General features: G+C 74.9%; 16 protein-coding genes. 10 read left to right on the forward strand and 6 right to left on the reverse strand.

Features of this window, described 5'->3' with window-relative positions; translation table 11 throughout:
* From I3F54_RS26565 to trxA, 6 genes are all read left to right on the forward strand, one after another.
* Positions 1–405, forward strand: a 405-nt coding sequence (locus I3F54_RS26565; RefSeq protein ID WP_240121446.1) for a hypothetical protein, incomplete at its 5' end; no start/stop codon positions are given.
* Positions 402–2,141 (forward strand): V-type ATP synthase subunit A, encoded by a 1,740-nt coding sequence (locus I3F54_RS26570; protein WP_240121447.1) that lies wholly within the window; start codon positions 402–404, stop codon positions 2,139–2,141. The genes I3F54_RS26565 and I3F54_RS26570, both read left to right, overlap by 4 nt.
* Positions 2,138–3,547 carry a V-type ATP synthase subunit B gene (locus I3F54_RS26575; RefSeq protein ID WP_240121448.1) on the forward strand — a complete coding sequence of 470 codons (1,410 nt, stop codon included), beginning with the start codon at positions 2,138–2,140 and terminating at the stop codon, positions 3,545–3,547. Before I3F54_RS26570 ends, I3F54_RS26575 begins: the two co-directional genes overlap by 4 nt.
* A 4-nt stretch (positions 3,548–3,551) precedes the next feature.
* Positions 3,552–4,175, forward strand: a complete 624-nt coding sequence (locus I3F54_RS26580) for a V-type ATP synthase subunit D (protein ID WP_240121449.1) — start codon at positions 3,552–3,554, stop codon at positions 4,173–4,175.
* A 280-nt stretch (positions 4,176–4,455) separates the two neighbouring features.
* On the forward strand, positions 4,456–4,755 hold the full coding sequence (locus I3F54_RS26585; protein WP_240121450.1) for a hypothetical protein: 300 nt from the start codon (positions 4,456–4,458) through the stop codon (positions 4,753–4,755).
* Between the two features lie 293 nt (positions 4,756–5,048).
* Positions 5,049–5,420: a thioredoxin gene (gene trxA, locus I3F54_RS26590; RefSeq protein ID WP_240121451.1), complete on the forward strand. Its 372-nt coding sequence runs from the start codon at positions 5,049–5,051 to the stop codon at positions 5,418–5,420.
* An 86-nt stretch (positions 5,421–5,506) separates the two neighbouring features.
* Here trxA and I3F54_RS26595 read toward each other — a convergent pair whose 3' ends face one another.
* Positions 5,507–6,094, reverse strand: coding sequence for a rhodanese-like domain-containing protein (locus tag I3F54_RS26595; RefSeq protein ID WP_240121452.1), 588 nt, complete (start codon positions 6,092–6,094; stop codon positions 5,507–5,509).
* 81 nt (positions 6,095–6,175) lie between these two features.
* On the opposite strand from I3F54_RS26595, the gene I3F54_RS26600 reads away from it, so the two are divergent.
* A complete protein-coding gene (locus I3F54_RS26600; RefSeq protein ID WP_205381007.1) occupies positions 6,176–6,463 on the forward strand; it encodes a metal-sensitive transcriptional regulator in 288 nt (95 codons plus the stop codon).
* A gap of 18 nt (positions 6,464–6,481) precedes the next feature.
* On the opposite strand, the gene I3F54_RS26605 is transcribed toward I3F54_RS26600, so the two are convergent.
* From I3F54_RS26605 to I3F54_RS26615, 3 genes are read right to left on the reverse strand one after another with little or no spacing between them, the layout of a single operon-like run.
* The gene (locus I3F54_RS26605) at positions 6,482–7,228 is read right to left on the reverse strand and encodes a sulfite exporter TauE/SafE family protein (protein WP_240121453.1); all 747 of its coding nucleotides are present in this window, start codon (positions 7,226–7,228) and stop codon (positions 6,482–6,484) included.
* Positions 7,225–7,614, reverse strand: a complete 390-nt coding sequence (locus I3F54_RS26610) for a rhodanese-like domain-containing protein (RefSeq protein ID WP_240121454.1) — start codon at positions 7,612–7,614, stop codon at positions 7,225–7,227. Before I3F54_RS26610 ends, I3F54_RS26605 begins: the two co-directional genes overlap by 4 nt.
* A gap of 52 nt (positions 7,615–7,666) precedes the next feature.
* Complete coding sequence (locus I3F54_RS26615; RefSeq protein ID WP_240121455.1) at positions 7,667–9,034, reverse strand: rhodanese-like domain-containing protein; 1,368 nt, start codon at positions 9,032–9,034, stop codon at positions 7,667–7,669.
* A gap of 124 nt (positions 9,035–9,158) precedes the next feature.
* On the opposite strand from I3F54_RS26615, the gene I3F54_RS26620 reads away from it, so the two are divergent.
* Positions 9,159–9,563, forward strand: coding sequence for a DUF302 domain-containing protein (locus I3F54_RS26620; protein WP_240121456.1), 405 nt, complete (start codon positions 9,159–9,161; stop codon positions 9,561–9,563).
* A 90-nt stretch (positions 9,564–9,653) separates the two neighbouring features.
* On the opposite strand, the gene tsaA is transcribed toward I3F54_RS26620, so the two are convergent.
* Positions 9,654–10,058, reverse strand: coding sequence for a tRNA (N6-threonylcarbamoyladenosine(37)-N6)-methyltransferase TrmO (tsaA, locus tag I3F54_RS26625; RefSeq protein ID WP_240121457.1), 405 nt, complete (start codon positions 10,056–10,058; stop codon positions 9,654–9,656).
* Positions 10,059–10,698: 640 nt separating this feature from the next.
* On the opposite strand from tsaA, the gene I3F54_RS26630 reads away from it, so the two are divergent.
* A complete protein-coding gene (locus tag I3F54_RS26630) occupies positions 10,699–11,283 on the forward strand; it encodes a TerD family protein (protein WP_240121458.1) in 585 nt (194 codons plus the stop codon).
* Between the two features lie 191 nt (positions 11,284–11,474).
* Here I3F54_RS26630 and I3F54_RS26635 read toward each other — a convergent pair whose 3' ends face one another.
* Positions 11,475–12,881: a GDSL-type esterase/lipase family protein gene (locus I3F54_RS26635; protein WP_240121459.1), complete on the reverse strand. Its 1,407-nt coding sequence runs from the start codon at positions 12,879–12,881 to the stop codon at positions 11,475–11,477.
* Positions 12,882–13,159: 278 nt separating this feature from the next.
* Between I3F54_RS26635 and I3F54_RS26640 the strand changes: the two genes are divergently transcribed.
* Positions 13,160–14,374, forward strand: a complete 1,215-nt coding sequence (locus tag I3F54_RS26640) for an aromatic ring-hydroxylating dioxygenase subunit alpha (protein WP_240121460.1) — start codon at positions 13,160–13,162, stop codon at positions 14,372–14,374.
* Positions 14,375–14,449: the final 75 nt, after the last annotated feature.

Raw genomic sequence — 14,449 nt, forward strand, 5'->3', positions numbered from 1 at the left:
GTGCTGCGCGCGGCGGAGTCCCGGGCTGCGGAGATCCTCGCCGAGGCGCGGCGGCAGGGCGCGGCCGATGCCGATGCCGCCCGGTCCGCCGCGCGGGTGCGCGCCCGCCGGACCGCCCGGGCCCGCGAGCTGGCTGCACGCCGGGAGTGCTGGCAGGAGCTGTGCCGGCAGGTCGTGGAGGGCGTTCAGGCGCTGCACGGCACCGCGGCGTACCCGGCGCTGCGGGACCGGCTCGCCGAGCACGTGCGGCGCGAGCTGGGCGCCCGGGCGCACATCGCCGAGGCGCCCGGCGGAGGGGTGACCGGCCGGGCTCCGGGCCGTCGCATCGACTGCAGCCTGGCCGCGGTGGCCCGCCGGACGCTGGAGCACGCCGGGGTGGAGGTGGAGGAGCTGTGGGCGCCATGACGCACACCCCGCACGGCACGGGCCGCATCCTGCGGGTCGCCGGGCCGCTGGTGGAGGCGGAGGCCGTGGGCGGCTCCGCGATGCACGACCTGGTGGCCCTGGGCGAGGCGGAGCTGCCCGGGGAGGTCGTGGCCATCCGCGACGCGCAGGTGACCGTCCAGGCCTACGAGTACACCGGCGGCCTGGTGCCGGGGATGCCGGTGAGGCCGCTGGGCCGGCCGCTGTCGGCCCCGCTGGGGCCCGGCCTGCTCGGCGGGATCTTCGACGGGCTGCTGCGTCCGCTGTCGAGCGCGGGCACGTGGCTGGAGCCGCGGCCCGTCGGGGGCGACGTCGCCGCGTCGGCGGGCGACCTCGGCTACGTCCCCGTGGCCGCCGCGGGCGCGGTCGTGGAGCCGGGGGACGTGCTGGGCGAGGTTCGCGGCACCGGTCCGGTGCCGGTGCGGGTCCTGGTGCCGCCCGGGTGCGCCGGGCCCGTGGGGCGGGTGGCCGGCGCCGGACGATACCCGGCGGACGCGGTGGTGGCGACGGTGGCGGGTACCGAGGTCCGGATGACCGCGCGCTGGCCGGTCCGCACACCGCGCCCGGTGCGGGAGCGGCTGGACGCCGGTCGGGCCCTGCACACCGGTCAGCGGGCCATCGACCTGCTCTTCCCGGTGGCGCTGGGCAGCACGGTCGCCGTGCCGGGCGGCTTCGGCACCGGCAAGACGATGCTGCTGCAGCAGATCGCGAAGTGGTGCGACGCCGACGTCATCGTGTACGTCGGCTGCGGCGAGCGCGGCAACGAGATGGCCGACGTGATCGACGAGTTCGGGGCGCTGACCGACCCCCGGACCGGCGGGCGGCTGGCCGACCGCACGGTGATCATCGCGAACACCTCGAACATGCCGATGATGGCGCGCGAGGCGGGCATCCACACCGGGGTGACCGTCGCCGAGTACTTCCGGGACATGGGGCTGGACGTCGTCGTCATCGCCGACTCCACCTCCCGCTGGGCGGAGGCGCTGCGGGAGTTCGCCTCCCGTACCGGCGACCTGCCCGCCGAGGAGGGCTATCCGGCGGGCCTGGCCTCGGCCGTCGCGGCGTTCTACGAGCGGGCCGGCGTGGTGACCACCCTCGGCGGGCGCCGGGGTTCGGTCACCGTGATCGGTGCCGTGTCCCCGCCCGGCGGCGACATGGCGGAGCCGGTCACCGCGCACACCCAGCGCTTCGTGCGATGCCTGTGGACGCTCGACCGCGACCTCGCCTACGCCCGGCACTATCCGGCCGTCTCCTGGGCGGAGTCCTTCTCCCGGGACGCCGGGAACCTGGGCGCCCGTCTGGCCGCCCGCGGCGACCCCGGCTGGCCGGGCCGACGGGCCCGGGTGGCGTCCCTGCTCGCCGAGGCCGACCGGCTCGCCGACCTGGTCGACCTCCTGGGCATCACCGCCCTGCCCGACCAGGAACGCGTCAGCGTGCTGGGCGGGCGGCTCGTCCGGGAGGGACTGCTGCAGCAGAGCGCCCTGTCGGCCCGCGACGCCCACAGCGGGGCGGGCAAGACGGCGGCGCTCGCGGAGGCGGTGCTGGCGGTGGTCGACCGCTGCCGGGAGCTGGCGGACGCGGGAGTCCCGGCGGCCCGTATCGAGGAGGTCGACTTCTCGCCCGTGCTGCGGGCCCGGGAGGAAGCGGGTCCGGACGACGCGGCGGAGGTCGCGGCGCTCGGCGAGGCCATGCTGGCCCGCCTCGGGGAGGTGGCATGAACGCGGACGGCGGGAACGGCGCCGTGGACCCCGGCCGGGTGGAGTTCACGTCGGTGCGCGAGCTGCGCGGCCCGCTCGCGGTCGTCGACAAGGTGGAGGGCGTGGGGTGGGACGAGTTCGTGGTCCTCACCTGCGAAGGGGCCGGGCAGCGGCACGGCGTGGTGCTGGAGGTCGACCGCGGCACCGCCGTCGTGCAGGTCCTCCAGGGCACCGCGGGCATGGACCCCGCCCGCACGCGGGCGGCGTTCACCGGGGCGCCGCTGCGCATCCCGGTGGGGACCGGCTGGCTGGGGCGGGTGTGCAACGGGCGCGGCGAGCCCCTGGACGGCGGGCCGCCCGTCTTCGGGGCGGTCACTTCCGCGGTGGGCGGGAACCCCCTCAACCCGGTGCGCCGGGAGCCGCCCGCCGAGCCGGTGCTGACCGGCGTCAGCGCGATCGACGCGCTCACCACGCTGGTGCGCGGGCAGAAGCTTCCCGTGTTCTCGGCCGCGGGCCTGCCGCATCTGGAGCTCGCCGCCCAGATCGCGGCGCAGTCCACCGCGGGCGGGGAGCCGTTCTGCGTGGTGTTCGCCGCCATGGGCGTCACCCACGCCGACGCGGGATTCGTCCGCGACGCCCTGGAGGAGCGGTCGGCCGCGGGCGAGCTGGTGCTGCTGCTCAACACCGCCGACGACCCGGTGATCGAGCGCATCCTCACCCCACGGATCGCGCTCACCGTCGCCGAGCACCTGGCCTTCGCCCTGGGCCGTCACGTCCTCGTCGTGATGTGTGACATGACGAGTTACGCCGAGGCCCTGCGGGAGGTGTCCGCGGCGCGCGGCGAGGTCCCCGCCCGCCGCGCCTACCCCGGCTACCTGTACAGCGACCTGGCATCGCTGTACGAGCGCTGTGGCCGGGTCCGCGGCCTGCCGGGGTCGGTGACGGTGCTGCCGGTGCTGACGATGCCGGCCGGAGACATCACCCATCCCGTGCCGGATCTCACGGGCTACATCACCGAGGGCCAGGTGGTCCTCTCCCGGCACCTGCACGCCCTGGGCGTGTACCCGCCGGTGGACGCGCTGTCGTCGTTGTCCCGTCTGATGCGCAAGGGCGCGGGACCGGGCCGGACCCGCGCGGACCATCTCGACGTGGCGGCCCAGCTGCTGTCCGCGCTGGCGCGGGCCCGCCAGGTCAGGGAGCTGGCCGACCTGGTCGGGCTGGCGGCGCTCAGCGCCACCGACCGCCGCTACCTCGACCTCGACGAGGCGTTCGGCCGTCGGCTCGTGGACCAGCGGCGCGACGAGTCACGCACGCTGGAGGAGACCCTGGAACGTGCCTGGCAGGTGCTGCTGACGCTGCCGCGCAGTCAGCTGACCATGCTGCCGGCCGAGTTGCTGGACGCGCACGGCGCGCCGGAGAGCGGGTGATCCCATGGCGGACCTGCGTGTCACGCCCGGCCGGGCCGGCCGGATGCGGCTGCGCCGCAGCCTCGACGCGGCCGCGCGCGGTGCGGACCTGCTCGACCGGAAGCTGCGCATCCTGCGCGCCCGCCACGAGGAGTTGCTCCGGGCCGAACGCGACGGTGCCCAGCGGTGGCGGCAGCAGCTGCGGGAGGCGGAGACCTGGCTGCGGCGGGGTCTGCTGCTGGGCGGGGAGGACGCGCTGGACGTCCCGGGGGCCGGGCAGCGTGCCGCGGTCGACGTGTCCTGGACGTCCACGATGGGCGTGCGGCATCCGGCCTCCGCCGTGTGCGCGGTACCGGAGCGGGATCCCGACGCACCGGCTCCCGCGAACACGGCGCTGGCCCGCGCCGAGTCCGCCTACGCCGAGGCGGTGCGGGCCGCCGCGCAGTACGGAGCGGCGCGGGCCGCGGCCCGGGCGCTCGGCGAGGAGGTCCTCACGACCCGGCGCCGGACGCGCGCCCTGCGCCGCCAGTGGATCCCCCGCCTGGAGGACGCCCTTTGCCGCACCGACGCCCTGCTGGAGCAGGCCGAGCACGAGGACGCGGTCCGCCGCCGCTGGGCCGCGGGGCTCTCCGACGCGGACGGGACCTGAGGGGGCGGTCTCCGGGGGACGCCCCTGCGGCCGCCCCGGGGGCTCGGGAGAGCGGCGGTGGGCGCGCCGCCCTCCCGGGGACCGGGAAGGGTCCCGGGTCCCCGGGAGGCACGGGGAGGTGCCGGGAGACGCGGGGAAGCCCAGGACGACACGGGGGTGGTCCGGCGGCCCCGGGAACAAGACGGCCTCCGCCGACGCTGTCCCTGATACCCCGTCGGGTATGCCGGTCGCCGGCGGCCCACAGGGGACCACGACCGACCGGGACAGGAGCGTGAGAGTGATGACGGCCCGCGGACATGACAGGAACCCCTCGGACGGGGACGGCTCCCTCGTGACCACGTGCGGACGCAGGATCGCCGTGCGCTGCCTGCGGCTCGCCTCCGCGGAGCGGCCCATCGGGCGTGTCGCCCTCGACGTCGGCCGGGACCAGGGCGAGGAGCCCGGCGTGTGGGCGTCGCTCACCGCCGGAGAGGCCCGCGACCTGGCCCGGCTGCTCCTGGTGCAGGCAGGCCTGGCCGAACGCGGCCCCGCACCTCTCGGACCGCCGCGGGAGAACGCTCCCGCCGGTCCCGGCGCCTGACCTCCACCGATCGCGGTTCGGCGCCCGGCCCGCGCCGGCCGGGGCACCCGGCCCCCACGCCCGGGCTCGGCCTACTGCGACATCCGGCGCCGGCACGTCGGCGGCAGTACGGGCGGACCCGGCCGTATCTCCTCGGCACACACGACCGCCGCGGTGGTACCGCGCGTGCCCCCCTCTCCGCCGTCCGGCCCTGCGCAGCCCGGTCCGGCACACACCGGGCGGAACAAACCCGGACCCGCACCGGTTGAACCCAGCAGATACCCCACCGGGTATAGGGAAGGAGAGGGAACGCCATGCCGACCGTGGAACTGACCAAGGAGAACTTCGAGGAGACCGTGACCGGCTCCGAGATCGTGCTCATCGATTTCTGGGCCGCCTGGTGCGGGCCGTGCCGGATGTTCGGCCCGATCTACGAGAAGGCGGCCGGGAGCCACCCGGACATCGTGTTCGGCAAGGTCGACACCGAGGCCCAGCCGGAGCTCGCGGGCGCGTTCCAGATCTCGTCCATCCCCACCCTCATGGCCATCCGCGACCGGACGGTGCTGTACGCACAGCCGGGCGCCCTGCCGCCGCAGGCGCTGGAGGATCTCATCGCCCGGATCCGGTCGGTCGACATGGACGACCTCCGCCGCCAGGCCGCCGCGGGAGCGGCGGGGCGGGGCTGACACTCCGGCTGCACCGGCAGGGCACCCACGCGGATCGCGTGGGTGCCCTGCCGCGTGCGTCGCCGCCGGCGGCGGCGACGCGGGGGTCAACGGTCGCGCAGAGCGGCGAGCGCCGTCTCGAGGTCTGCCGCGGGCGGGCGGTTGTGGGGCAGCTTGCCGAGGACGGCCGCCATGCCGCAGGTGTCGGTGAGGGCGGAGAAGACCAGACCGCCCGCCACCCCCGCCGACAGCAGCTGGAACGCCGGATGCACCAGCAGGCCGAGCACGAGGCCGAGGAGCACCAGGGCGCCCGCGGTGAAACGCACCTGGCGCTCCATGCTCCAGCCGGCCCGGGTGTCGCAGGCCACGGGCTGGTGCAGGTCGTGGCCCGCGGCCGACCAGGCTCCGGTACCCCCGGTCAGGGTGGCCGTGGTGACGCCCTGCTCCGCCAGGACCCGGCAGGCGTTCTCCGAGCGGGCGCCGGACGCGCACACGACGAGGACGTCGCCGCGCCCGGCGGCGTGCCGGATCTCCGGCAGGGCCCGGCGGAGGCTGTCGAGCGGGATGTTCAGGGCGCCGGGCAGGTGACCGGAGGCATACTCGGCGGGCGTGCGCACGTCGATGACGGTGAGGTCGTGGAGCCGGTCACGGGCCTGGTCGGCGCCGAAGGCGACGGGGGTGGGCGTGGGGGTCATGGCAGGTGTGATCCTTGATGGTCGACGGCGTCCCGAACCGGGACGTAGAGTACCCCTCGGGGTATTTTCGGAGGAGTGGTCGTGGAACTGGAGCTCGAAGGCGCGAACCTGAAGGCCGTGCTGAACCGTTTGCGCCGTGCGCAGGGTCAGATCTCCGGCGTGATCCGGATGATCGAGGAGGGGCGTGACTGCGAGGACGTCGTCACGCAGCTCGCCGCCGCCTCACGTGCACTGGACCGGGCCGGTTTCGCGATCATCGCGACGGGTCTTCAGCAGTGCGTGGCGGACATCGAGTCCGGCCGCAAGAACGGCGAGGACAGCGAGGAGATGCGCGCGCGCCTGGAGAAGCTGTTCCTGTCGCTGGCGTGATCATGCGACGCGGTCTCCTCAGGCCACCACGTCGACGAGCATGAAGGCGGCCACGGCGAGGAGCACCAGAGCGAAGATCCGTTGCAGGGAGCGCCCGGACAGCTTTGCCGCCAGCCGCTTTCCGTCCCACGCGCCGAGGATCGCGGCTCCGACGAAGGGGGCGACGACCGCCCAGTCGACGCCGTCGGCCGTCCCGGCGCGGGTCGCCAGCGCGGCCAGCGAGTTCACGGTGATGACGAGCAGGCTGGTACCCACCGCCTCGCGCATGCGCATGCCGAGCACGTTCACCAGCGCCGGCACGGCCAGGAAGCCACCGCCGACACCGAGGACGCCGGTGACGGCGCCGAGTCCGGCGCCGGCCGCCGCCGCGCGGCCGGGCCGCACGGTCACGGGTTCCTCGGCGACGGGGCCGGACCGCAGCATGCGCAGCGCGGCGACTCCGGCGAGCAGGGCGAAGGCGGCCGTCAGGGCGCCCGCCGGGATACGGCCGGCCAGCGCGCCGCCCAGCATCGCCGGGCCGATGCCGGCCGCGGCGAACAACAGTCCCGTACGCCATCGGACGTGGCCGTCACGGGCGTGCGCGGCGAGTGCGGTGACCGAGGTGGCGGTGACGATGAGCAGGCTCGCGGTGGTGGCCGCGACCGGGGTGAAGCCGAGCAGGTAGATCAGGGCGGGGACGGCCAGGACACTGCCGCCGCCTCCCAGGGCGCCGAGGGCGAGGCCCACGACGGCTCCGGCGGCCAGGGCGAGGATGAGCACGCTCACGCTATGGTGCCCGTCCTGCCGCGCCCGTCGACCACCGGCAGTCCCGCTGCGGCCCAGTCGCGCATGCCACCGATCACGTCCACGGCCTCCGTGCCCCGCGACACCAGCAACTCGGCGGCACGCTGGGAGCGGTTGCCCGAGCGGCAGATGACGACGACGGGACGCGCCTGCGCCTCACCGGGCAGTTCCGTCCCCGCGGACAGCGCCGCGAGCGGGAGGTGGACGGCACCGGGAACATGCCCCGCCCGCCACTCGTACGGTTCCCGGACGTCGAGCAGGACGGCGTCCGCCCCGTCTGCGGCGGACCGCCCATGGCCGGTGCGCGCGGCGGCCTCCTGGACGGTCACCCGCCCCGCCCCGCCCGTGCGGCGTCGGAAGATGCTCATGGTGATTCTCGCTCCTGTCGTTCCTGTCGGTGGGTGAGCTGCGGTGCGCGCCTCACGGGGTACGGACGGCGAGGCCCGCCCCGGCGGCGGCGTCGAAGGAGTCGTCCACGGCGACGACGTCGCGTGCTGCGGCGTCCAGCAGGCTGGCCGCGACGGCGGCGCGCATTCCGGCCGCGCAGTGCACCCACACCTCGCCGTCGGGGATCTCGTCCAGCCGTCGGGGCAGGGCGTGGATCGGGATGTGCACCGAGCCCTCCAGGTATCCGCCCGCGCGTTCCGAGGCACGGCGGACGTCGAGTACGACGACGCCCTCGACCCGCTGCCGGCGGGCGAGGTCGGCGAAGGTGCCGCGCGGGAAGGAGGCCAGGGGCTCGCCCGCCGGCACCCAGTCGGCCGGGTCGCCGGTGGCCGCGGCGGCCGGGCGGTCGATGCCGACGCGCACGAGCTCGCGCTGGGCGGCGGCGAGCTGCTCGGGTGACTCGGCGAGCAGGGTGACGGGCCGGCCCCAGGGCACGAGCCAGGCCAGATAGGTGGCGAGCTGCCCCTCCGCCTCGAAGTTGAAGGACCCGGCCACGTGACCCTCGGCGAAGGCGACGCGGTTGCGCAGGTCCACCACCCACTCCCCCGCGGCCAGCCGGGCGGAGATCTCCTCGGCGTCGGCGACCGCGGGCGGGGTGAGGTCCACGGGCGCGGGGCCGGTGGCGTTGACCGGTCCCATGTGGGCGTAGTAAGCGGGGATGTCGTCCAGGCCGGCCAGCAGGTCGGCGACGAAGGTGTCCACGTCCCGGGTGAGGGCCTCGTTGGACACCCTCTCCTTGCCGATGGTCGTGGCACTGCCCTCGGCCTGGGAGGAGGAGCAGAAACTGCCGAAGCCGTGCGTGGGCAGCACCGCGGTCTCCTCGGGCAGCTCGTCGGCCAGGCGGTGAGCGGAGGCGTGCTGTGCCCGGGCGAGCTGCCGCGTCAGCCGCGGCTCGACGAGGTCGGGGCGGCCGACGGTGCCGATCAGCAGTGAACCACCGGTGAACACCGCGACCGCCGCGCCGCGCTCCTCCAGGACGTAGGAGGTGTGGTGCGGGGTGTGACCGGGCGTGGCCACCGCCCGCAGCCCCAGTCCGGCACCGGTGTCGACGTCCGCGCGGTCGCCGTCGTGCACCGGCACGCGCGTGAAACCCACCCGGGCCCCGGCGGGGACGAGGTAGTCGGCTCCGGTGACGCGGGCCAGCTCCAGTCCGCCGGTGACGTAGTCGTTGTGCACGTGGGTCTCGACGACGTGGGAGATGCGCACACCGCGCCGGGCCGCCGCCGCGATCACCTGGTCGATGTCGCGGGGCGGGTCGACCGCCACGGCCGTCCGCCCGCCGCCCGCCAGATAGCTGCGGTTGCCGAGGCCCGGCACCTCGATCGTGTCGATGAAGAACACGAAGTACTCCCTTCCACTGAAAGATTACCCCGGGGGGTATGTCTTCGACGGTAACATGATTACCCCGGGGGGTATTTTTGCGGTCCGGGAGACACCCGGAGCACTTGTGAGAAAGGCCGCCACCATGCGTTACGACCGCACTGTCCGCCTCGACACCGACTTCGCCACCGCCGTCACCCGCACCCGCGACGCCCTGGCCGCTCAGGGGTTCGGGATCCTCACCGAGATCGACGTGACGGCCACCCTGAAGGCCAAGCTCGACCACGACATGGAGGACTACGTCATCCTGGGTGCCTGCAACCCGCCGCTCGCCCACCGGGCGCTGGAGGCCGACCGTTCCGTCGGCCTGCTGCTGCCGTGCAACGTCGTCGTCCGCGCCGACGGCGACCGGACCGTCGTACAGGCCCTCGACCCGGACACGATGGTCGCCCTGACCGGGATCGACGCACTCCGCCCGGTCGCCGAGGAGGCCACCCGCCGCCTCGACGCCGCCCTGGCCGCGCTCACCACCGCGAACACCCAGGACTGAGTCCGTGCCGGGCGGCCTCGCGCGCCCGGCACCGGGCTCCGGCGCCCGCACCCGCCTGCGCATGGTCCCGGTCCTCGGGCCCACCACTCGTCAGCGGTGCGCCGCAAGCAGGGGCTTGACGTCCAGGACGGGTGTGGCGTCCAGGGCCTCGAGGCTGCGGACGTGGACGCGGGTACCGGCGATGTCGAGGACGTGGACGGTGTGCAGGCCGATCGGGTTGGGGCGGTCGGGCGCGCGGGTGGCGAGGACACCGGTGAGCGGCCGGTCGGCGTCACCGCGCGGGTGCACGGTGAGCGTGTCGCGATCCGCACGGTCGAGCCAGGTCGGCACCAGTACGTCGGTGCCCGCGGCCAGACCGTCCAGAGCGGGCGCGTAGCGGTCGTCGAAGACGAGCCAGGCCTCGGGAGCTCCCTCGCCGGGCTGCCGGGGTGCCGCGGCGCGCCCGGTCAGCGGCGACTCGACGCGCCCGATCGGGCGCAGCGTGTATGCGGTCATGGTGTCCGGCCCCTTTCCGGATCCGCGCCCGGTCACGCGACGGCGGCGACGCGGAACGCGCGGCCGGCGCGCGTGACCACGGCACGCCGTCGTCGGCGTCCGGAACCCCGTCGCCGGCCACACCTACCACCCTGCCCCCGGGCCCCGCTCCCTGTCACCACCGCCGGTCCGCCACGTCCCGCGCCGCCACCGCCGCCTCCCGGCCACCGGGGCACCACCACCGCAACGGGCAGACCCGCACCGCTCGGCAGGGCCGGTGCGAGCCCAACGCCCCTGCCGCGCCGGCTCACCCGCCGTCCCCTCCGCCGGCCACCGGACGACCACCGGACCCCGCCGTTGTGTCCCCCGGCCTGCACAGCGGTATCGAGCCACCCGTAAGGTAACCGGCGAGACGTCCGCAGGCCGTGTCGAGGGGGGATTCGCATGGGAACGACCGGGGCAGTGTTCGCCATCGCCACCGCGGCGCGGTTCCGCGCCGGGCTGCCGCGACGCCCGGACCGGCGGCCGGACACGAGGACGCAGCGCACGTAGCGGCGCCCCACGGCGGCCGAAACCACAGGACCGCCGCGTCCGCGTCGCGGGACGGCCCGCCCCGCACGACTGCGCCCATGCCATGCACCGAGAAGGGGATGACGCACGCATGATCACGCTCACCAAGGAAGACGGCCCGGCGGACCTCGACGGAGTCACCCATCTGTCCATCGGGGTCTCCTGGGACCCCACCGCGGGCAGCAGCGGCGGAGTGCTCGGCAAGCTGCGCCGCAAGACCGGTACCGACCTCGACCTGATCGCCATCGCCATGCAGGGCGGGGACCCGGTGCGCCTCGCCGGCCTCGACTCGCTCGACCCCATGGGCAACGGCTCGCTCATCCACAGCGGCGACAACCAGACCGGGCACGGGGACGGGGACGACGAGACGATCACCGTCGAGTTCGCCCGCATCCCGGCGCACATCACGTCGATCGTGTTCGTCGCCGCCGCCTACAAGAAGGGGAGTTCCTTCCAGAAGGCCCGCAACATCAGCTTCAAGGTCTACGACGCGACCGGGGGAAGCACGCAGCAGGTCGCCGACATCTGGCCCAGCATGCTCACCCAGGACAACGGCTGCGCGGTGGCCAAGGCGGTCCGCGTCGGCGGGTCGTGGAAGCTCGAGGTCATCAACGTGACGGGCCGTATCAAGCAGGGCGACGAGCACGCCCTGATGCGATTCGCCGTCAGCAAGTAGGCCCGGGCACCGCCGGGCCGGCCGCGTGAGGCCCCTCGCCGCGGCGAAACGCGCCCGCCGACCGACAGGCTGACGGTACGGCGGGCGCGGCAGCCCCGGCCGTGCCGCCGGCCCCGGTCCGAAGGACGCGACGCGCCGGCGAACCGCGCCCCGCGCGGACGCCGAACAGCGGTGCACCGGGTGCGCCGGGGTCAGCGTTCCAGGCCGGACAGCGCCTGCTGGTCGGCGAGCGCGATGGCCAGCGCCCCCGCGGCCGTCGGATGCAGCGGAGCCCGGCCCGCGGACCCCTGCACGTAGGGCTGCGCGCTGCACAACCCGTGCCCGGAGAAGTCCGGGCGCGCGGTGCTGAACCCGGCCTCCTCGGCTCCCTGCCGGAGAACGGTGTTGAGCGCCGTCAGCCGGGAGCGCAGGACCTCCGCCTTCTGGCGGGTGAGCCCTTCCTTGCGCAGGCAGTCCACATCCGGGCCGAAGGGGTCGTAGTACTCGTTGACGAGGACGGTCGGGCGCTGTGGAAGGGCGGAGAGCTGCCGCAGGAGCTCCCGGTAGTCCAGGGCGAACCCCGCGAGACGGTGCTGGAAGAACGCGGTCGAGGCACGGTCGTCGCAGGTCGGGGAGGCCGCGCAGAGCCTGACCAGGTCGGCCCACCGCACGTCGTTGGCCCCGACGCCGACCACGACCACCGACGCCTGCGTGGCCCGCTGCGCCTGGGCCAGCTGCGGCGGGGCCACCTGGTCGCCGAGGATCTGCACACCGAGCAGGCCGTCGCGGACGGTGGCGCCCGCGCACGCGAGATCGAGCACCCGCCAGTCGTTGGTGCGCGCCAGTATCTGCGGGTAGGAGTCGGCGCTGCGCCGGCACGCCGTGTCGAGCGAGGTGGGGTCGGGCAGGGGACGGTTCCCGGTGCCCGCGGCGGTGGAATCGCCCAGGAACACGGCCCGCACGTCGCCGAGGGCCGGCCCCTCCGCCCGGGGCACCGGGGCCAGGGTGCTGTGACCGAGCAGGTCCTGCAGCGACCGGACGTCACTCAGCACCCGGGGCGTGTCGAAGGCCAGCAGATAGAAGCCCACGGCGTTGACCGAGGCCACCAGGAAGACCCCTCCGGTCAGCACGAGCACGGTCCGGCGCACCGGCATACGGCGCCAGCCCGTCCAGGCGGCCAGCGGCAGCAGGACCAGCCCGGCCGCCACGGCGGTCTCCCACGCGCCGTAGCGCGCCCAGCCCGCCGCCAGTTTCCGGCCCACCTCCAGCGTGAGCCGGTCGTGTTCTCCGGACCGCAGCAGCCCGGCCACCTCGGCGTCCTCCCGGATGTGGGTCAGCTCCAGCCGGGGCCGGATCGGCCCGTCGAAGAGGGGCCGGGTGGGGATGCTCTGACCGAACAGGTCGAGCTGCCCCGGACCGGACAGACTCCACTTCAGCGGTGCGGCACCCACCCGCATCGTCTGACCGGCCGCCGACACCGGTTGCAGCGGAGTGATCTGCACCGCCAGCGCGATCGCGGCCAGCGCCAGGGCCACGAGCCCGATCACGTAGGCGGCCGCGACCGCCAGCCGGCGCCGCCGATCACCCGCGCCCCGCCGCAGCGGCCCTGTCCACCTCACCTTCGGCTCCCGTCGCTCGCCGGTCCCGGGCACGGCCGACACCACCGGCCCTGATATGCATCATCCGCCCATATCGCCCTCCGGGGCGCGCGCCCCGCCCGTCCGCGTACGCCGGCGAGCGTCGAAGCGCTCACCCCTCCAGGCGCGGACAGAGGGACAGCACGGCGGTCGTCCGCCACGATGGAAGGGCACCGGCCCCGCCTCCCGAGCCGGCCGGTGCCGCCCGGCATGATGCAGGACTGTCTCCATGCCCGTATCCCCCCTCGCAAGGGAGAGGTATGACCCGGACCGACCCCGACGGGACCAGAAACGGCCATCGCCCGGAACACCCGGAACGCCGCCCAGGCGTCGCCGACCTCAGGCGGGTCGGGGTGCACCCCGACTTCTGGTACCCGGTCGCGCTGTCCCGGAGCGTCCGCGGCGAGCGGGTGATCGCGACCGCGTTCGCCGGCGAGCGCATCGCCCTGTACCGCGGCAGGAGCGGCGCCGTGCACGCGCTGGAGGACCGGTGTGCCCACCGCCAGGTTCCGCTGAGCATGGGTGTCGTGGAGGGCGAGACGCTGCGCTGCTGCTACCACGCCTGGGCCTACCGCGGCGACGGACGCATCTCCCAGATCCCCTACCTGTCCAAGGGCGACGCCCGGCCACCGCGGGGTGTGCGCGGCTACCCCGTCCGCGAGGCCTACGGCATGGTGTTCGTCTTTCCCGGCGACCCCGAGAAGGCGGCGGCCACCGCGCTGCCCGACCTGCCCGCCTTCGGCTCACCGCACTACCGGACCATGACGTTCTCCCGGACCGTCCACTGCCACTACTCGTTCATGCACGAGAACCTGCTCGACATGAACCACCAGTTCCTGCACCGCGGCGTCGTCGGCAGGCTCCACCCCGAACTGCTGGGGTACCGGACGGGGCCGCAGTCGGTGGAGGCGCGGTACCTGTTCACCCACACCGGGGGGAAGCGGAACCGAGGCGCCGGGCTGCTGGCCGCCGAGGGCCTCACGGGCCGCGACTCCGCCGACGTCATGACCATCCGGACCGAGTACCCCTACCAGACCCTGGACCTCGTTCCGGAGCAGGCGGAACGCCCGGCCTTCCGCCTCTGGGCCGTGTACGTCCCGAAGGACGCCGAACAGCGCACCTGTCACGCCTACGGCCTCCTCATGATCGAGAAGCCGCGGTTCGCGGGCGCCCTGCACCTGGCGTGGCCCCTCATCAGGCGCTTCACGGAACGGGTGTTCGCCGAGGACCGCATGGCCGTCGAGGCGGAGCAGCGCGCGTGGGACGAGCAGGGCGAGGACCGCAACCACGAGGTCTTCCCGCTGATCCTGGACGTGCGCGAGGTCCTTCGCGGCAACGGCGTCCCGATCCGCCCCCGGGCCGCCGCCTGCGGCCCGTACCCCGGCGCCGACGGCGCGTGCGCGCCGGACCACGCGTCCGCGGATGCGGTCGCCCCCGCAGGTCCGGAGGCCTCCACCGAGCCGCCGGACGTGTGACCGCGGCACACACAGCCCAGGTGCACGCGACCCGGCGGGTGCCTCCCGCGGCGGCCGTTCGTGGGAGGAACGCTC

The sequence above is a fragment of the Streptomyces sp. MUM 2J genome (assembly GCF_022414535.1).
Classification (GTDB): domain Bacteria; phylum Actinomycetota; class Actinomycetes; order Streptomycetales; family Streptomycetaceae; genus Streptomyces.

Bases quoted from the DNA above. Each gene is read 5' to 3' on its own strand.
- I3F54_RS26575 (WP_240121448.1), top strand. From the start codon at position 2,138: ATGAACGCGGACGGCGGGAACGGCGCCGTGGACCCCGGCCGGGTGGAG.
- I3F54_RS26610 (WP_240121454.1), bottom strand. From the start codon at position 7,614: ATGAGCATCTTCCGACGCCGCACGGGCGGGGCGGGGCGGGTGACCGTC.
- I3F54_RS26580 (WP_240121449.1), top strand. From the start codon at position 3,552: ATGGCGGACCTGCGTGTCACGCCCGGCCGGGCCGGCCGGATGCGGCTG.
- trxA (WP_240121451.1), top strand. From the start codon at position 5,049: ATGCCGACCGTGGAACTGACCAAGGAGAACTTCGAGGAGACCGTGACC.
- I3F54_RS26630 (WP_240121458.1), top strand. From the start codon at position 10,699: ATGATCACGCTCACCAAGGAAGACGGCCCGGCGGACCTCGACGGAGTC.
- I3F54_RS26585 (WP_240121450.1), top strand. From the start codon at position 4,456: ATGACGGCCCGCGGACATGACAGGAACCCCTCGGACGGGGACGGCTCC.
- tsaA (WP_240121457.1), bottom strand. From the start codon at position 10,058: ATGACCGCATACACGCTGCGCCCGATCGGGCGCGTCGAGTCGCCGCTG.
- I3F54_RS26570 (WP_240121447.1), top strand. From the start codon at position 402: ATGACGCACACCCCGCACGGCACGGGCCGCATCCTGCGGGTCGCCGGG.
- I3F54_RS26620 (WP_240121456.1), top strand. From the start codon at position 9,159: ATGCGTTACGACCGCACTGTCCGCCTCGACACCGACTTCGCCACCGCC.
- I3F54_RS26640 (WP_240121460.1), top strand. From the start codon at position 13,160: ATGACCCGGACCGACCCCGACGGGACCAGAAACGGCCATCGCCCGGAA.
- I3F54_RS26595 (WP_240121452.1), bottom strand. From the start codon at position 6,094: ATGACCCCCACGCCCACCCCCGTCGCCTTCGGCGCCGACCAGGCCCGT.